Source organism: Bradyrhizobium sp. Y36, from assembly GCF_002531575.1.
Classification (GTDB): domain Bacteria; phylum Pseudomonadota; class Alphaproteobacteria; order Rhizobiales; family Xanthobacteraceae; genus Bradyrhizobium.
Genome location: NZ_NWTI01000001.1, coordinates 142,704 through 157,533, shown reverse-complemented (window position 1 = coordinate 157,533; position 14,830 = coordinate 142,704). Strand labels below are relative to the sequence as shown.

At 65.6% G+C, this 14,830-nt stretch carries 12 protein-coding genes; 8 read left to right on the top strand and 4 right to left on the bottom strand.

The window, feature by feature from the left end; genetic code table 11:
* Positions 1-70: 70 nt before the first annotated feature.
* The 5 genes from CO669_RS00730 to CO669_RS00710 all read left to right on the top strand — a co-directional run bounded on the left by CO669_RS00730 (position 71) and on the right by CO669_RS00710 (position 5,608).
* Positions 71-811: a DNA-3-methyladenine glycosylase family protein gene (locus CO669_RS00730; protein ID WP_097657302.1), complete on the top strand. Its 741-nt coding sequence runs from the start codon at positions 71-73 to the stop codon at positions 809-811.
* Complete coding sequence (locus tag CO669_RS00725; protein ID WP_097657301.1) at positions 808-1,893, top strand: DUF2855 family protein; 1,086 nt, start codon at positions 808-810, stop codon at positions 1,891-1,893. The genes CO669_RS00730 and CO669_RS00725 overlap by 4 nt, the downstream gene beginning before the upstream one ends.
* A 77-nt stretch (positions 1,894-1,970) precedes the next feature.
* A complete protein-coding gene (locus CO669_RS00720; RefSeq protein ID WP_143278594.1) occupies positions 1,971-3,803 on the top strand; it encodes a flavin-containing monooxygenase in 1,833 nt (610 codons plus the stop codon).
* Between the two features lie 56 nt (positions 3,804-3,859).
* Positions 3,860-4,837, top strand: coding sequence for a peptidyl-alpha-hydroxyglycine alpha-amidating lyase family protein (locus CO669_RS35805; protein ID WP_097657300.1), 978 nt, complete (start codon positions 3,860-3,862; stop codon positions 4,835-4,837).
* 213 nt (positions 4,838-5,050) lie between these two features.
* On the top strand, positions 5,051-5,608 hold the full coding sequence (locus CO669_RS00710; protein WP_028134115.1) for an HNH endonuclease: 558 nt from the start codon (positions 5,051-5,053) through the stop codon (positions 5,606-5,608).
* A gap of 9 nt (positions 5,609-5,617) precedes the next feature.
* On the opposite strand, the gene CO669_RS00705 is transcribed toward CO669_RS00710, so the two are convergent.
* The 3 genes from CO669_RS00705 to CO669_RS00695 form a co-directional block, all read right to left on the bottom strand.
* On the bottom strand, positions 5,618-7,072 hold the full coding sequence (locus tag CO669_RS00705) for a GH1 family beta-glucosidase (protein WP_097657299.1): 1,455 nt from the start codon (positions 7,070-7,072) through the stop codon (positions 5,618-5,620).
* Positions 7,073-7,074: 2 nt separating this feature from the next.
* The gene (locus CO669_RS00700; RefSeq protein WP_097657298.1) at positions 7,075-8,076 is read right to left on the bottom strand and encodes a glycoside hydrolase family 16 protein; all 1,002 of its coding nucleotides are present in this window, start codon (positions 8,074-8,076) and stop codon (positions 7,075-7,077) included.
* 135 nt (positions 8,077-8,211) lie between these two features.
* Positions 8,212-9,093, bottom strand: coding sequence for a DMT family transporter (locus CO669_RS00695; RefSeq protein WP_097657767.1), 882 nt, complete (start codon positions 9,091-9,093; stop codon positions 8,212-8,214).
* A gap of 175 nt (positions 9,094-9,268) precedes the next feature.
* On the opposite strand from CO669_RS00695, the gene CO669_RS00690 reads away from it, so the two are divergent.
* On the top strand, positions 9,269-9,490 hold the full coding sequence (locus tag CO669_RS00690; RefSeq protein WP_097657297.1) for a dodecin: 222 nt from the start codon (positions 9,269-9,271) through the stop codon (positions 9,488-9,490).
* Positions 9,491-9,496: 6 nt separating this feature from the next.
* Here CO669_RS00690 and CO669_RS00685 read toward each other — a convergent pair whose 3' ends face one another.
* A complete protein-coding gene (locus CO669_RS00685; protein WP_158228728.1) occupies positions 9,497-12,685 on the bottom strand; it encodes an autotransporter outer membrane beta-barrel domain-containing protein in 3,189 nt (1,062 codons plus the stop codon).
* Positions 12,686-13,050: 365 nt separating this feature from the next.
* Between CO669_RS00685 and CO669_RS00680 the strand changes: the two genes are divergently transcribed.
* The gene (locus tag CO669_RS00680; protein ID WP_283806761.1) at positions 13,051-14,109 is read left to right on the top strand and encodes a helix-turn-helix domain-containing protein; all 1,059 of its coding nucleotides are present in this window, start codon (positions 13,051-13,053) and stop codon (positions 14,107-14,109) included.
* Between the two features lie 56 nt (positions 14,110-14,165).
* Complete coding sequence (locus CO669_RS00675; RefSeq protein WP_097657294.1) at positions 14,166-14,813, top strand: HAD family hydrolase; 648 nt, start codon at positions 14,166-14,168, stop codon at positions 14,811-14,813.
* Positions 14,814-14,830 lie beyond the last annotated feature (17 nt).

Here is a 14,830-nt window from a genome sequence, read left to right as displayed (position 1 = left end):
GGCTTCGCGGTATTGGGCCGGCGGAGCTTTAGCAGAGACGGCAAGCCCGCGCATGACGAGTTGAGCGACCATGACAATCCACCTCGAAACCCAGTCCGATCTTGAAGAAGCGGTCCACGCGCTGATCAAGCGCGATCCGCGCCTCAGGCCCGTACTCGAGATCGCGGGCATGCCGGCGCTGCGGCGGCGGGAGCCGGGTTTCGCAGGCCTTGCCCACATCGTCTGCGGGCAGCAGCTCTCGACCGCGAGCGCGGCGGCGATCTGGGGGCGGCTGTCGACGGCCTTCGATCCGTTCGACCATGCGGCGGTGGGCCGCGCCCGCGCCGACCGGCTGGGGCGGCTCGGGCTGTCCGCCGCCAAGATCAAGACGCTGAAACATCTGGCACGCGAGATCGGCGCGCAGCGGCTGAACCTCGACGTGCTCGCCGAGGAAGATGCCGACGCCGCACATCACACGCTGATCGCGCTGCCCGGCATCGGTCCCTGGACCGCGGACGTCTATCTGCTGTTTTGCCTCGGCCATGGCGATGCCTGGCCGGCCGGCGACCTCGCCGTGCAGGAGGGCATCAAGATCGGCCTCGGCCTTCCGGCGCGGCCGACGGAGAAGCAGATGGCGCCGCTCGCCGAACCCTGGCGTCCGCTGCGCGGCGCGGCGGCGCATCTGTGGTGGAGCTATTATCGCGCGGTGAAGAAGCGCGAGGGCGTGCTGGCCGGCGAGGCAAACGCCGTTTCAAACAATGTTGCTGTTGCAAAGCCCTCGCGGGTCAAAGAGAAGATCCCGGCACGAAGAAAGCCGAGGCCTTCACCATGACATCGACCGACTTCGTCGTTGCGCGCAACGACCTCGAGCAGTTCAAGCTGATCGAGACCGCCATTCCCGATGCTGCCATGCTGCCGGCGGATGCGCTGCTGGTGAAGGTCGAGCGCTTCGCGCTGACCGCCAACAACATCACCTATGCGGTGATGGGCGACGAGCTGAAATACTGGCAGATCTTCCCGGCGCCCCAGGGTTTCGGCAACATCCCGGTGTGGGGATTCGGCGAGGTGATCGCCTCGAAGCATCCAGCGGTCACCGTGGGCGAGCGGCTGTTCGGCTATTTCCCGATGGCGACGCATCTCGTCATCGAAGCCGCTGACGTCAGCAAGCGTGCGCTGCGCGACGGCGCCGATCATCGCAAGCAGGTCTCCCCGGTCTACAACCTCTATTCCCGCGTGACGGACGATCCCGCCTTCACCGGGCATCAAGGCGACCTGCAGGCGCTGCTGCGGCCATTGTTCATGCTGTCGTTCATGGTCAACGATTTCCTGGCCGAGAACGACGACTTCGGGGCGCGCGGCGTGCTGCTCTCCAGCGCATCCAGCAAGACCGCGTTCGGGCTTGCCCATCTGCTGCACACGCGCGGCCGCAAGGTGATCGGACTGACGTCCGCAGGCAATGCCGGCTTCGTCGGCTCGCTGCCGTGCTACGACGAGGTCGTCACCTATGACCGCGTCGGTTCGCTGCCGGCGAATGCGCCGGTCGCTTTCGTCGACATGGCCGGCAGCAGCGCGCTGCGCGCCGAGCTGCACCACCACTTCCGCGACCAGATGAAATGCTCGGTGCGTGTCGGTTTGACGCATCGCGCCACCGAGGCCGAGGAAGGCACGCTGCCCGGCGCAAAGCCGCGCTGGTTCTTCGCGCCCGACCACATCCGCAAGCGCGCCAAGGAATGGGGCCCCGGCGGCGTCGAGCAGCGTTTTGCCGCGGCGTGGTCGGGCCTTGCACCGCTCCTGGAGAAATGTCTCACCGTGGTCGAAAGCCGCGGACCAGAGGCCGTGCAGCGGATCTATCTCGACACGCTGAAAGGGCGCATTCCGCCCGAGCAGGGGCACATGCTCTCGTTGCTCGGGTAAAGCGCTTTTGACATCTGGCAATCCAGTATAGCGTTGCCCTCCAGGGAAACGCCGCGAAGACGGCCATGAGGTCGCGCATGCTGGACAGGACGAAGGACATTTCCATCGCCGCGCAGAGCTGGCTCGACGCGTTCGAGCGCACGCTCGGCAAGCCAGATCCCGAGACGCTGGACCACCTGTTCCTCACCGACAGCTTCTGGCGCGACGTGCTGGCGCTGAGCTGGAATCTGCAGACGATCGCCGGGCGCAATGCGATCGCGCAAGCGCTGGCCGCACTCGCACCCAAGGTTGCGCCGATCAATTTCAAGATTGCGCCGAACCGTGCGCCACCGCGCTGGGTGACGCGCGCCGGCACCAGCAGCGTTGAGGCGATCTTTGATTTCGAGACCGCGATCGGACGCGGCAGCGGCATCATCAGGCTCGTTCCTGATCCCGCCGACGGCGACCGCCTGAAGGCCTGGACGCTGCTGACCGCACTCGACGAGCTCAAGGGATTCGAGGAGCAGCTCGGCACCTCGCGTCCGCGCGGCCAGGCCTATTCGCGCGATTTTCGTGGACCGAACTGGCTCGATCTGCGCAACGCCTCGCGCGGCTATGCCGGTCGCGACCCGGCTGTGCTGGTGGTCGGCGGCGGCCAGGCCGGGCTCGCGATCGCCGCGCGGCTGACGCAGCTCAAGGTCGACGCCCTGATCGTCGATCGCGAGATGCGGGTCGGCGACAATTGGCGCAAGCGCTATCACGCGCTCACCCTGCACAACCAGGTGCAGGTCAATCACCTCCCCTACATGCCGTTTCCGCCGAACTGGCCGACCTACATCCCCAAGGACAAGCTCGCCAACTGGTTCGAAGCCTATGTCGACGCCATGGAGCTGAACTTCTGGACCGGCACCGAGTTCGAGGGCGGCGCCTATGATGAGGTCGAGCGCCACTGGACCGTCACGCTGCGCCGCGCTGACGGCGGCAGGCGCACCATGCATCCGCGCCACGTCATCATGGCGACCGGCGTCAGCGGCATCGCCAACATTCCCGACATCCCGACCCTCGACAATTTTAGGGGGACGCTGCTGCATTCCAGCCGCTACGAGGATGGTGAGACCTGGACCGGCAAGCGTGCCATCGTCATCGGCACCGGCAACAGCGGTCACGACATCGCGCAGGACCTGTTTTCCAGCGGCGCCGAGGTGACGCTGGTGCAACGCTCTCCGACGCTGGTCACCAACATCGAGCCGTCGGCGCAGCTCGCTTATGCCACCTACAATGAAGGCACGCTCGAGGACAACGACCTGATCGCGGCCTCGATGCCGACGCCGCTCGCGAAGAAGACACACGTGATGCTGACGGAGCAGTCGAAGCAGCTCGACAAGGAGCTGCTCGACGGCCTCTCGCGCGTCGGCTTCAAGCTCGACTTCGGCGAGGCCGGCACCGGCTGGCAGTTCAAATACCTCACCCGCGGCGGCGGCTATTATTTCAACGTCGGCTGCTCCAACCTGATCGTCGAGGGCAAGATCAGGCTGCGGCAGTTCGACGAGATCGAGGGCTTTGTCGCTGACGGCGCGCGAATGAAGGACGGCTCGACCATTGCGGCCGATCTCATCGTGCTCTCGACCGGCTACAAGCCGCAGGAATATCTGGTGCGAAAGCTGTTCGGCGACGCCGTCGCGGACCGCGTCGGCCCGATCTGGGGCTTTGGCGACGGCTTCGAGCTGCGCAACATGTATGCGCGCACCCGGCAGCCCGGCCTCTGGTTCATCGCCGGCAGCCTCGCGCAGTGCCGGATCAACTCGAAATACCTCGCGCTGCAGATCAAGGCGACCGAGGAAGGGGTGTTGGGGGCGGACGTAAACACGACCGTCATTCCGGGGCGCGCGTCAGCGCGAACCCGGAATCCATCTACCCGCAAAACATGCTGAACAATGGATTCCGGGTTCACGCTTCGCGTGCCCCGGAATGACAGGAGGACAGATTCATGCCAGCCCTTCTCGGCACCGGCGAGCACCGCTATCGCGTCGTCGACAATTTCGCGAAGCTTCCCGACGGCTGGCAGCTCACCGACGTCGCCTCCGTTGCGGTCGACAGCCGCGACCGGATCTACGTCTTCAACCGCGGCGAACATCCGATGGTGGTGCTGGACCGCGAGGGCAATTTCCTGCGCAGTTTTGGCGAAGGCCTGTTCTCCCGCGCGCACGGCCTGCACATCGATGCCGACGACAATCTCTATTGCACCGATGACGGCGACCACACCGTGCGCAAATGCACCACGGACGGCAAGGTGCTGCTGACGATCGGCATTCCCGCGAAGCCGTCGCCGTTCATGAGCGGCGATCCGTTCCACCGCTGCACCCACACCGCGCTATCGCCGAAGGGCGAGATCTACGTCTCCGACGGCTATGGCAATGCGCGCGTGCACAAGTTCACCCCCGACGGCAAGCTGATCAAGAGCTGGGGCGAGCCGGGTACCGATCCCGGCCAGTTCAACATCGTGCACAATATCGCCACCGATGCCGACGGCTGGGTCTATGTCGCCGACCGCGAGAACCATCGCGTCCAGGTGTTCGACGGCGAGGGCAGATACGAGACGCAGTGGAACAACCTTCACCGCCCTTGCGCGCTGTGCTGCTGCGGCGGGACGAAGAGCCCGACCTTCGTGATCGGCGAGCTCGGCCCCGGCATGGCCGTCAACCGCAAGGTGCCCAATCTCGGCCCGCGGCTGTCGATCGTGGACGCCAAGGGCAAGCGCATCGCGCGGCTCGGCGGCGAGGACGGGCCCGGCATTGCCAGCGGCAAATTCCTGGCGCCGCACGGCATCGCGCTGGATTCAAAGGGCGATATCTATGTCGGCGAGGTCGGCGTCACCGACTGGAAGACGAGCTTTCCGGACGAGGAGATGCCGGCCGTCGTGCGCGCGAGCAGGTGCTTGCAGAAGCTGGAGCGGGTACGGGAGTAGCTTGCCACGGCGACGCGCGACGAACGGGCTGGCGGTTCCGCGCCGCCGCCATACCCTTACGGGATCGCGGCCTTTTGAGCGCTCTTGCCACCCCGCCGCCGCATTGCTTGCGCCTGAATAAGTCGCTCAACGGGCTTCACAATCCCGTCACGCTGCATGTAGTATGTCAACACATGCTGCTTCGCAGCGTATGTTGGAGGCCGGGAGCGTTACTTGAACGCACATGTCTCGCAAGGCAGTTGGCCGGTGTTGGTGCTGAATGCGGACTTCCGGCCGCTGAGTTACTACCCGCTGTCTCTCTGGTCGTGGCAGGACGCGATCAAGGCGGTGTTCCTCGATCGCGTCAACATCGTCGCTCACTACGATCAGGCGGTCCACAGTCCCACGCTGCAGATGCAGTTGCCGAGCGTCGTCTCGCTCAAATCCTTCGTCAAGCCGACCACCCATCCGGCCTTCACCCGGTTCAACGTCTTCCTGCGCGATCGTTTCGCCTGCCAATATTGCGGCTCGCCCGAGGACCTCACCTTCGATCACATCATCCCGCGCAGCAAAGGCGGTCAGACCACCTGGGAGAACGTGGTCGCGGCATGCTCGCCCTGTAATCTGCGCAAGGGCAATCTGACGCCGGCGCAGGCCAAGATGTTCCCGCGCCAGAACGCGTTCGCACCGACCGTGCACCAGCTCCACCGCAACGGCCGACTGTTTCCGCCGAACTATTTGCACGACAGCTGGCTGGATTATCTCTACTGGGATACGGAGCTGGATCCGTAGGGCGGGCGCTCACCCCCCGATCGCGTTCCTTGCCACCACGTCGCGATAGAACGCGGCGCTCAGCTTCGGCACTCTCGCCTGCGTCTCGAAGTCGACGCGGTAGAGCCCGAACCGTTTGCCGTAGCCGAAGATCCACTCGAAATTGTCCATCAGGCTCCAGAGGAAATAGCCACGGATCGGCACGCCCTCGGCGGTCGCGCGGTGCATCTGGGACAGATAGTTGCGCAGGAACATGATGCGGTCGAGGTCGTAGACCTGGCCGTCGGCAGCGATCTTGTCCTCCGACGAGGTGCCGTTCTCGCTGATGTAGATATTCTCGATGTTCCAGATCTTTGCAGCAAGGCGCGGCGCCCAGTAGATCACCTCGGGGCCGACGCGCAGCCATTCCGAATTCATGTGCGGGAACGAGGTGGGGAACGGCAGCACGTGGAAGCCGGGCGCGCGGTCGGAGGCCGTGACGTAGTATTGCGGCGCGTAGATGTTGAGGCCGACGAAATCGTTTGGCGTGCCGATGATCTTCAGCTCCTCGGGCGTGAATTTTGGCGCGTCCGCGCCGGCATAAGCGAGGAAGCCATCGGTGTATTTGCCCTCCAGCACCACGCCAAGGAAACCGGCGTTGAGCTCGCGCGTCGCGATCTCGGCGGCACGGATGTTTTCCGGCGACGCGATCGCCGGCACGCAGGCCGCGATGTTCTCGGCGGCACCGACACGGGTGCCGGCGCGGCCGGAGGCACGGATCGCCTGCACGGCAAGGCCGTGCGCCAGCGCGACGTGGTGGCGGGCCTGATTGAGCTGCGCGACCGGCAGCTTGAGGCCGGGCGCATCGATGCCCCAGCCATAGCCGAAATTCACGAAGCGTCCGACCTCGTTCACGGTGAAGATGTTCTTGACGCGATCGGTCAGGCGCGCGGCAACGTATGCGGCGTAATCGGCAAAAGCCTTCGACGTGTCGCTCGACGACCAGCCGCCGACGCGGTCCTGGAGCGCCTGCGGCAGGTCCCAATGATAGAGCGTGGCATAGGGCTCTATGCCGTTCGCGAGCAGCTCGTCGACGAGGCGGTTGTAGAAGTCGAGTCCCCTGGGATTGGGCTGGCCTGCTCCATCCGGAAACACCCGCGGCCAGGCGATCGAGAAGCGGTACGCCTTGACGCCGAGCGCCTTGATCAGCGCGACGTCCTCCTTGTAGCGATGATAATGCTCGTTGGCGCGGTCGCCGGTCGAGCCGTCCTCGATCTTGCCGGGCGTGTGGCTGAAAATGTCCCAGATCGACTTGCCGCGCCCGTCCTCGTTGACCGCGCCTTCGATCTGGTAGGACGAGGTTGCCGTGCCCCACAGAAAATTCTTCGGGAACAGCGCCGGCGCGGGGGCCCGTTCGTCATCTGCGGCCTTGGCCCCAGCGGCGACGCCCAGCGCGGCGAGGCCGGCGAGCCCAGCAAAACAGCGTCGCGAGACATCGGCCGACATCGCTATCTCCGCGCCTGCTCCAGATCGATCTGATAGACGGAAATGCGGTCGATCTCGAATGCGACGCTCAGTGGCGATTCCGCGTCGACCTGACTGACGCCGGGAAAGAACTTCGACCCGATCGCCAGGTTGACGATCATGTACATGGGATCGTCGAAGCCGATCGGCACCTTGATGTCGGACACCGGCCTGCGGTCGATGAAATAGACCAGCCGGTCCTCCTGCCACAGCACACCGTAATTGTGGAATGCGCTGGAGGCGTCGCCGACCGCGAAATCGAAGCCGCAGGACTGGATCTTCTGGGTCGCGGGAATCCGCCAATGCGTCGTCATCACGAGATCGCCCGGGCGCTCGCCGCGGCCTTCCAGCACGTCGACCTCCGGCGGCCAGCCGCCGTCGTCCGCCAGCATCCAGAACGCCGGCCATACCGCATGGCCGACCGGCACCTTGGCGCGAATTTCGAAATAGCCGTGCTTCTGGGCGAACGTGCCCTGGGTCGTCAGGATGCCCGAGATGTACTCGTTGTTGAACAGCAGCGGTTTCAATTCCGGCGGCGTGCGGCTGGCGACGATCGACAGCACGCCGTCCTTCACCCTGAACGGATCGAGCCCGAGCGGTGCCGCCGCGCGACCCGCATAGCGCGGATCGACATAGATCTGCTGCTCGCCATTGGCGCTGGTCTTGCGCTTGAAGTCGGAGCCGTCGCCGCCCCAATAGCGCGCCTCCGGCCAGGCCGCACCGCCGGCGTAATGCGGGACCCAGCGGCCAGTCGACAGCGGATGCTCGTCAAAATCCTCGCTGAACGTCCGCCGCAGCGGCAGGAACACGAGCGAGGCCGGATTGACCTCATCCAGCCGGCGACACGCGATGGTGGACGGATCGGTCGTGACCTGCAGCGACATGCTCGCCGGCGCGCCATCGAGCTCATCCTGGGCAGGACACGGCGCGGCCAGCACGCCGAGGCCGATCGCAACCAGAGCGCCCCTCGTCCAAAGGTCGATCATCACCGCACCCGACGATCCACGACATCCGCACAGGTTAGCTCAGCCGTCTTCGCGCAGGCAACCGCGGTATCCAATGCCGGCGGGCGATTTGAAAAGCATTTCTCCCGCCTTTCCGCCGCCCCGAGGCTGGCGACGTTATCCCCGCTGCAAGGCCAGCGTCACGCCGCCGAGCGTGAGCGCCATCGCCGTCCATTCGCGATAGCCGAGCGGCTCGCCGAGAATGATCGCGGCGGAGACCACGCCGATCACGGGCACGATCAGCATGCCGGTCGAGGCCGTGGTCGGCGGCAGACGGCGCAGCGTCTCGAACCAGGTGACGTAGCAGACGCCCATCGGCACCAGTGTCATGTAGACGAAGCAGCCGAGCCCCAGCGGCGTGATCGCGGTGACGTCGGGGCGCTCGAACAGCATGCCGAGGACCAGCATCGTGCCGCAACCGAGCCCGACCTGCCAGGCCACGACGACCAGCGGCGGCATCGGCAGCGGCTTGCGGTTGAGCACGTTACCGAGCGCGAACAGGATGGCGCAGAGCAGCGCGAGCGCAATTCCGATCAGCTTGTCGGCGCTGAAGGCGAAGCCGTTGCCGCTCAACAGCAGCGTGACGCCGGCAACACCGAGGACGAGCCCGAAGGTATCCCGCAGGCCCGGCCGCGTATGCAGCACCGGCCAGGCAAACAGCATCGCCCAGATCGGCATGGTGTAGGCGAGCAGAGCGCCCTCGCTCACCGTCACATATTTCATCGCGACCGTGCCGAGCCCCATCCAGGCGAAGACGTTGGTGAAGGTCGCGAATACCAGCCGCGGGATGGCCTCGCGCGGCACGGCGAACGACTCCTTCCGGCTCAGCACCAGCGCGCCAAGAATGACAGAGGCGCAAACGCCAGCAAGTCCGCGGGCGAACAGCGGTGGCCATTGCTGCAGCAGCAGCTTCATCAGCGGCCAGTTCAGCGCCCAGCCGAAAGCCGTCACGCAGAGGCAGAGAGAGCCGATCGTCCTGTCGCGTCGCGCCGAGTCCATCATTAGCGCTTAGCAGGCCGGCGCGCTCGGCTCCACCTCGGCCGGCGCATGCGGGCCTTCACGGGACAAGGAACCCGAAGCGCCCACGCCCGTTCAGAGTCAACGCCATGCGCAGCCGCATGCGCGTTGCTACCGAACGCCTTCGTCGGCCGCAAACTGAAACAGGGGAAAACCCATGCCCGCAACCGAGAGCGATCACGTCTACAAGATCCTGGACCTCGTCGGTTCGTCCGAGACCTCGATCGAGGACGCAATCAAGAACGCGGTCAGCCGCGCCGCCAAGACCGTTCGCGAGATGAAATGGTTCGAGGTGGTGCAGACCCGCGGCCACATCGAGAACGGTACTGTCCGCCATTACCAGGTGACGCTGCGCGTCGGCTTCACGCTGGAGGGCTGACAGCGCTCACCAACCGTAGCGAACGCTGCCCTTGCCGGCGTAGCTGCGGGTGACGCTGGAGAACTCGCCTTCGAACGTGGCCGCCGCCGACCAGCCGTTCAGCCATTTCATCTCGACCGAAGCCGTCGTGAGCGCGGCGTCGCGGGCCTGCGCTGCGCCGTTGACGACGAAGCTTGCCAGCGGCAACGCCTGAAAGGTCGCCGCGGCCGCACGATCGGGATTGAAATCATGCGCCCAGGCAAGGCGGCCGCGCAGCGCCAGCACGCCGTCCGGCATGGCAAAGGACCTGTCGCTGCGCAGGCCGAGCTCGCTGCGGCTGTCGGTCACGCTTTTGGCAGCGTAGCTCATGGCGAATGCCGATGAGCCGGAGACCACCTGTTCGGCATAGCCGGGGAGATCGAGCGTCGTGAACTGCAGCGCGCCATAGGGTGTGAGGCCGATGCTGCCGACCCGCGGCGTGACCAGGCGATAGCCGCCTTCGAGACGACCGGAATACGCATTGGCGTCGAACGCAGCGCGCAGGCGATCGGCGCCGGCGATAGTCACGGTGCGATCGGTGGTGATGCTCTGCCAGCCATAGGCCAGCGCGGCGGAGACATAGGCCGGGCCGTTCGCATGGGACAGATAGGCGCCGGCCTGGAACAAATCGGAGCGCCCGGATCCGAGACCGTTCACGTCAGAGCTGGTACCGCCGCCGGCGAGCGCGAAGCCGAGCTTCGTGTTCGGCGCGAGCCAATAGTCCGCGCCGACCGCCGTGCCGGCGATGCGGCCCGTCATGTCGTTGGAACCAACCGTCGGATTGCCCTGGGTCGATTGTGATCCGCCGAAGCCCGCAGCCCACACGCTCCAGCGCTGCGCAAATCCTGGTGCCGGCGCCTTGGCGAACATGGCAAACGCGTCGGTGCGCGGACGTGCGGCATAGGCGCTCGATTGATCGCCTTCGGCAAATCCGGCCGCATTGTTCGCCTGACCCGGCCCGCTCTCCCGTTGCGCGGAGGGGTCGGTGAGCAGGCCCATGAACTGGCTCATCGCGCTGAACGTCGTCTGCTGCGCGGCCGTGGCTTGTTCGCCCGAGGCTTGCGTCAAGCCGGCCGCCGTCATGCGGCCGTAGATCAGCGAAATGCCGCCGTTGACGTCGAAGGAATGGACCAGTGCATTTGCAACCGCCTGCTGATTGCCATTCAGGCCGGAGTTCGGCGGCGGGACGAAGGCCAGCGACAGGTTGAGATAGGCATTGTTCGCATCGTAGCTGAGATCGGTCTTGAAATTCGTCGGCAGATTGCTGCTCGCAACCGTCGCAGCGAAGGCGCCGGAAACCCCGCCGCCCGCGTTGAGGATGGTGTATCTCTTCTCGACATAGCTGCCGGCCGCGAACACCGCGTTCACCGTGGCGCCGCCGAGGGTCGCAGTGCCCGACACGCTTGCGGAGGACGCCGTCGAGGGATTGACCTGGACCTGATAGATCGCGCCCGATTGCAAGGCGAGATCGCCGACGACGCTGGTGACGCTGCCGGGCGTGCCGTTGCCGGGCGCGAAGGTGCCCCCGCCGGCGATCGTGACCAACAGCGGATCGATCGTGCCCGCGCCCATCAGCGCGCCACCGGCATTCACCGTGACCGAGGAGGTGCCGGTGATGGTTCCTTCGACGTCGAGCACGCCGCCATTCACGGTCGTCGCTCCGGTATAGCCGTTGTTGCCGAGCAGCATGGTGAAGCCGGCCGTGGTCGTCAGACTCGCGGTCCCGCCGATGCCATTGAGGACGCCTCCGATGGAGGTGATGGGCGCATTCAGATTGCCGTTGCGAATCGTGCCACCGCTCAGGCCGACCGCGCCCTGTGTCTGGGTCGTGCCGCCCAGATCGAGCGTGCCACCGCTGTTGACCGTGGTCGTCGCGCCAGCGGCGCCCAGCGTGCCGGCGCCGCTCAAGGCCAGCGTGCCGCCGTTGACGAAGGTCCCGCCGCTATAGGTGTTGGCGCCGGTCAGCGTCAGCGCGCCCAACCCCGTCTTGGTCAGGGCTCCCGTGTTGATGATCTGTCCTGACAACGTCGCATTGAAGCCATTGGTGTCGATCGTGCCGCCGCCGGCCAACAATGAGATCGTCCGCGCGCTGCTGAAAGCCCCCGTGAACCGCAGCGAGCCGCCGTTGAAGTTGACATATTGCCCGAAGTCCATCGCCGTGAGCGCGGCATCGCTGCCTGCCGAGACCGCCCCACCCGCCGCAACGATGACGTTCGGCCCAATAAAGGCGGTTCCGCTAGTGCCGTTGTCCACGATCGGCATGGTGACGGAGGACAGGATCGTGTTGGTGGCCGTATCCATCACGTAAAACCCGAGGCCGGTGGTGATGTAGGCCCGGCTGCCGTCGGGCGTGACCGTCACGCCAATGCCGTTGCCGGTCAAGCCGCCAGACAAGGTCACGCTCGCCGTGACGGTGTTCGTCACGGCATTGATCACCACGAGCTGGTTGGTCTGCGTCGTGACATAGATTCGCGACCCGTCCGGGCTGGCCGCGACGCTCAGGGGCAGTCCGGAGACCGAAACCGTCGTCACCACCGATTGCGACACTGCATCGATCACCGTGACGCTGCCACTGCTTTGATTGGTCACGTAGATCCGGCTTCCATCCGGAGACGTTGTGATGCCGGAGGGGGAGCTTCCCGTCGCAACCGTGCCGATGACGGTTTTCGACGCGGCGTCGATGACCGAAATGTTCGCGGAGCCCTGGTTGGCGACATAGATCCGAGTCCCGTCCGGCGAGACGGCAACGCCATAAGGGGTTACCCCCACCGCGATAGGGGAGCCGACCACGAGATTGGTCGCAGTGGAAATCACCATGACCGAACTCCCCGAGGAGGTCGTCACGTAGAGACTCGCGCCATCCGGGCTGAGCGCCAATCCCGCCGGCGATCCGGCGACGGGTATGGTCGCGACGACCGTCCGGCCGACGACGTCGATGACCTCCACCGCGCCGGACATGGCAACGACATAGGCGAAGCGGCCATCGGCCGAAAACACCGCGCTATGAGGATATGCGCTCGTTCCGATCGGGGACCCGATCGGAGCGTTGCCCAGCGTGCCGAATTCAATCACCTGCCCTGGCACACTATTGAGTGCGGTCCAGATGCCGTAATGGTCGATCTGCGCCCGGCTGGCGGAGGTCGAGCCGAGATATGGCAGAACCAGGATGACGAGCATCCCGCAAGCTCGCATTGTCCGGCGACGACGGCAGCCGCGCGGACGTCGTTGCCGACGACCAGCGCTCCCAATTCCCATTGACCCCACGCGGCAACCCCATTCCGACGGCGCGGCCCCGCACGGCGCGCTCGCATTCCAGAGACGGGGGAATCTCTAACAGGACGGCAGGACGGACGATGTGCCGGGCGTCTCAGCCGGACTAAATTCGGCGCGACTCTCGCAATAGTTGCGTGACACCGGATTCACTATCCGTCTCACCTTCGCTTGCGCGCCGATTTCCGAATGGCTACACCCGGTCGCGACATTGGCTTGCCGCCGATCTCGAGAAGTCAGTTGCATGCGGTCCTTCCGCATCGCGAGGGGATGTGGACGGGACTGCGTTGAACGAAAGCACGGCGGCGGACGATCCCGGGCGCGGTCCGGAGGCGCTCGCGCGATTGCGGGCCGCGACGGTCGATATCTGCGAAGTCATTCCGCGTACCGCGGAGGATGAATTCCACGTCACCTCGGTGACAAGGATGATCCGCAACGCCTTGCTGATCGACACGCGTGCCACCGATCAGGACTATGTCCGCACGCCCGCGCACGTCGCCCGTGGCGCGATGGATCATTTTCAGATCACCCTGTGCGTCGAAGGCGCGATGCAGTTCAGCTCGGGCCGGCGCGAGGTCACGCTGCGCTCCGGCGACATCGTTCTCATCGACATGGCGCAACCGAACCGGACCGCACTGCGCGCCGGGGGCGGCCGCACCCATCTCATGGCGATCGTCCTGCAGCGCGCGATGCTGGCGCCGCGGCTCGCCCATCCGGATGCGGCAACGGCAACCCTGCTGCCGTCGAACCACCCTCATGCACGCCTGCTCGCCAGCCACTACGCCGCGCTTGCCCTTTCGTCCGAGACCGGGACGGATACCTGCACTGGCAATACCGAAGCCACCGTCGAGGCGATCGCCGATCTCGTGGCGGCTGCCGCCGGCGGGACGGCCGAAATCGTCGCGGGCCTTGAGCGCGCCGAGCGACATCTTTACCTCCCGATGATCAAGCGCCGTATCGCGAACAATCTTGAAACCGATGCGCTCACCACCGAGGAGCTCTGCCGCCACTTCCATATCTCGCGCGCGACCCTCTATCGGCTGTTCGAGGCCGATGGCGGGCTTGCCCATTATGTGCGGGAGCAGCGGCTCAATCTCGCGTTTCGGCGGTTGATATCGCCGTCCGCACAGGAGAGCCGTCTGATCGAGCTCGCCGTCGACATGCGCTTCAGCAGCGATTCCACCTTCATTCGAGCGTTCCGCCGCAAGTTCGGGCTGACGCCGGGCGAATTGAGGGAGTTGGCCGACAATTGGCTGCGCGAGAGCGGAGCGGTGCCGGCCGTCGACACGGTGCTGCATCAACTGGCGCGGCGGCGCGCATCGCAGCCCTAGCGAGTGCCTGATTTGTCGCCTGCGTTCCGGCGGGATATGACTTCCGCCAGGGCCGGATGTTCGGCCGATCCGCGAGTGCCGCCGTGACTGCTGCCATCAAGCTCGTCCTCTTCGACATGGACGATGTCCTCTGTGACTACGACAGAGGAACGCGTGTCGCGTGCCTGGCAAAGCTCGCGGGGACGACCAGCGAAGCCGTCGACGCGGCGATCTGGGACAGCGGGTTCGAGCTGCTCGGCGATTCCGGCGCGCTCGAGGCCGCCGATTATCTGCGAGGCTTCGGGACACGCATCGGCTATCCCCTCTCGCTCGCGCAGTGGGTGGAAGCCCGGCGCCGTTCCATGCAGGCGGACCGCGCGATGCTGGAGATCGTCGGCCGCTTGCGGCAGAGCGTCGACATTGCCGTGCTGACCAACAATACCACGCTGGTCGCGGACCATATCGACACGCTGTTGCCGGAGCTGCGTCCGCTGTTCGGCTCCCGGATCTACACCTCGGCCCAGTTCAAGACGGCCAAGCCGGACCCGCGCTGTTATCGGCTGTGCCTCGCCGAGCTCGACGTGAAGCCGGAGACCGTCCTGTTCGTCGACGATCTCGCAGCCAACGTCGCCGGCGCGCGCGAGGCCGGCCTGTTCGCGCACCGTCACACGTCCGTGGAGAGCTTCAGGCACGCCCTGTCCAAGCACGGCCTGCTTCATGGATAGATATGCGCGGGGTGGGC

Bases quoted from the DNA above. Each gene is read 5' to 3' on its own strand.
- CO669_RS00730 (WP_097657302.1), top strand. From the start codon at position 71: ATGACAATCCACCTCGAAACCCAGTCCGATCTTGAAGAAGCGGTCCAC.
- CO669_RS00725 (WP_097657301.1), top strand. From the start codon at position 808: ATGACATCGACCGACTTCGTCGTTGCGCGCAACGACCTCGAGCAGTTC.
- CO669_RS00720 (WP_143278594.1), top strand. From the start codon at position 1,971: ATGCTGGACAGGACGAAGGACATTTCCATCGCCGCGCAGAGCTGGCTC.
- CO669_RS35805 (WP_097657300.1), top strand. From the start codon at position 3,860: ATGCCAGCCCTTCTCGGCACCGGCGAGCACCGCTATCGCGTCGTCGAC.
- CO669_RS00705 (WP_097657299.1), bottom strand. From the start codon at position 7,072: ATGTCGGCCGATGTCTCGCGACGCTGTTTTGCTGGGCTCGCCGGCCTC.
- CO669_RS00700 (WP_097657298.1), bottom strand. From the start codon at position 8,076: ATGATCGACCTTTGGACGAGGGGCGCTCTGGTTGCGATCGGCCTCGGC.
- CO669_RS00695 (WP_097657767.1), bottom strand. From the start codon at position 9,093: ATGGACTCGGCGCGACGCGACAGGACGATCGGCTCTCTCTGCCTCTGC.
- CO669_RS00690 (WP_097657297.1), top strand. From the start codon at position 9,269: ATGCCCGCAACCGAGAGCGATCACGTCTACAAGATCCTGGACCTCGTC.
- CO669_RS00685 (WP_158228728.1), bottom strand. From the start codon at position 12,685: ATGCTCGTCATCCTGGTTCTGCCATATCTCGGCTCGACCTCCGCCAGC.
- CO669_RS00675 (WP_097657294.1), top strand. From the start codon at position 14,166: ATGTTCGGCCGATCCGCGAGTGCCGCCGTGACTGCTGCCATCAAGCTC.